Source organism: Chitinimonas sp. BJB300, from assembly GCF_002735695.1.
Lineage (GTDB): Bacteria > Pseudomonadota > Gammaproteobacteria > Burkholderiales > Chitinimonadaceae > Chitinimonas.
In genome coordinates this window covers 1-2,036 of record NZ_PDZH01000278.1, presented here as the reverse complement: position 1 = coordinate 2,036, position 2,036 = coordinate 1, and the positions used below count along the sequence as shown (strand labels likewise).

Here is a 2,036-nt window from a genome sequence, read left to right as displayed (position 1 = left end):
TTGAATGCCTGAGCATCAAGACGCAGAAGAACCCATTCGCACTTTGCCGCAAGTTACTGATCAACGCCTCCCGCGCGGCTTATGATCAGTTACAGCTGCTTCTCGCAGCTACTGCGTAACATCAGCTGGTAACTATTGGGCGCTGTTTGACAGCATGGTTTCTATTGTCCTTAAAACATTGGTGCGCGACGGCCAATATCAATTCACGACCCAAAACAGCGGCAATGACACCGTAAAGACACCCATGGGCTTATTTGAAGGCGCATTGATCGACAACGATCTTGCCGGCGTAGATGAAGCCATTTGCGATTACTACGGCATCCGCGCTGAAACCCTCAAAGTTGCCGCCTAACCCACTGGAATTGACTATGTACCGCAGTTACGAACTCGACACGACCGCCGCCAAAAAAGCCGATGAGAAATCAGCCCGCATCAACACAACCGGCGTTTACATCGGCAGCTTCAAGCATGCCATTGCCCGTAAGTCCCCCGTGAAGGGCACAGAAGGGGTAGAGCTACATTTTGAAACAACGGATAAACAAGAGGCCCGTCTCACCCTGTGGACCTTTAAGGGAAATGGAGAACCGTTATCCGGTTTCAATATCCTTCAGGCTATTCTGACTTGCCTTCAAATTCGCGGGATTAAAGCCAGCTCAACCCGCATCGAGCTATACGATCCAGCATCGGGTGGAAAAACATTCCAAGACGTTAATCAGTACCTCGATCTGGTCGGCAAACCCATTGGCCTGTTACTTCAACTAGCACCTGAGGAATACATGAAGCAAGGCGTCCTTGCTGTTGCAAACAAGCTGGACATTTATGGCGTATTCCAAAGCAGCAGCAACTTGGTGGCTTCTGAAATTCTCGGGCGCGTCGTCCAGGGGGAGAAACTGGACAAGATGAAAGCAGCCCTGAAGGACCGACCGCTAAAGAAACTCACGGCTCAACCCCAAAGTAACAGCGCTGGCTATGGCGCACCACCCTCGAATGGTTTTGACGATTTCGAGGATGACATTCCTTTCTAGATAACCCCCTCAAAGACCGAATTCCGTCCAACTTCTACCCCGCCTCGTGCGGGGTTTTTATTGAGCTAGCGCCATGTACAAACCTGAATTGTTTTTCGATATCGAAACCCTGCCGACGCAAGATCCTGAAGTCATCGCCACCATCGAAGCCAGCATCACGGCGCCAGGCAACTACACCAAGGCCGAATCCATTGCCCAATGGGAAATCGAAAAGAAACCGGCATTGGTAGAGGAAGCCATTCGCAAAACTTCGTTTGATCCCTGGTTTGGTCAAATCCTCTGCATTGGCGTGGCATTTGATGAGGAAGCGCCCTTCACCATTGCCGACCATGGCGAGTACGGGGTGCTGTGTAAGTTTTTAGCGCTTTTGAACAGACGATACAAAAGCCTACTGGACAACACCAACCCACCTAGAGTGATTGGTCACAACGCCACTGGGTTCGACTTACGCTATGTATGGGTACGCTGCATCATCAATGGTCTTCGCCCGCCTGAGTGGTGGCCTGTGGATGCCAAGCCTTGGGATAACCAACGTGTCTTTGACACCATGACGCATGCTGCAGGTGTGGGGGGCAGAGTATCGCTAGACAAGCTCTGTAAGGCACTGGGCATTCCGACACCCAAAGGTGAACTCGATGGCAGCAAGGTATATGACTACTACAAAGCCGGCCGGATCGATGAGATTTTGACCTACTGTGCCGGTGATGTGGAAGCCATGCGAATGGTCTACCACCGCTTAGCCTTTATAGAGACGGACGAACCTGAATTACTTGCAGCCTAATTCCAATAAGCCTCGTGTATGCGGGGCTTTTTTTCGACTATCGATTTACTCCATTAACAGTCGCAAAGGGGAATCAATGAATGAGAGTACATAGCAATAAGTCTTACTAACTGATGTTACGCAGTAGCTGCGAGAAGCAGCTGTAACTGATCATAAGCCGCGCGGGAGGCGTTGATCAGTAACTTGCGGCAAAGTGCGAATGGGTTCTTCTGCGTCTTGATGCTCAGGCA

General features: G+C 50.6%; 3 protein-coding genes. All 3 read left to right on the top strand.

Annotated elements, in window-relative coordinates; translation table 11 throughout:
• Nucleotides 1-154: 154 nt before the first annotated feature.
• The 3 genes from CSQ89_RS21295 (at nt 155) to CSQ89_RS21285 (ending at nt 1,806) form a co-directional block, all read left to right on the top strand.
• Nucleotides 155-352: a hypothetical protein gene (locus tag CSQ89_RS21295; protein WP_186293416.1), complete on the top strand. Its 198-nt coding sequence runs from the start codon at nt 155-157 to the stop codon at nt 350-352.
• Between the two features lie 16 nt (nt 353-368).
• On the top strand, nt 369-1,025 hold the full coding sequence (locus CSQ89_RS21290) for a hypothetical protein (RefSeq protein ID WP_099407958.1): 657 nt from the start codon (nt 369-371) through the stop codon (nt 1,023-1,025).
• Between the two features lie 73 nt (nt 1,026-1,098).
• Nucleotides 1,099-1,806: a ribonuclease H gene (locus CSQ89_RS21285; RefSeq protein ID WP_099407957.1), complete on the top strand. Its 708-nt coding sequence runs from the start codon at nt 1,099-1,101 to the stop codon at nt 1,804-1,806.
• The last annotated feature ends 230 nt before the right edge of the window (nt 1,807-2,036 follow it).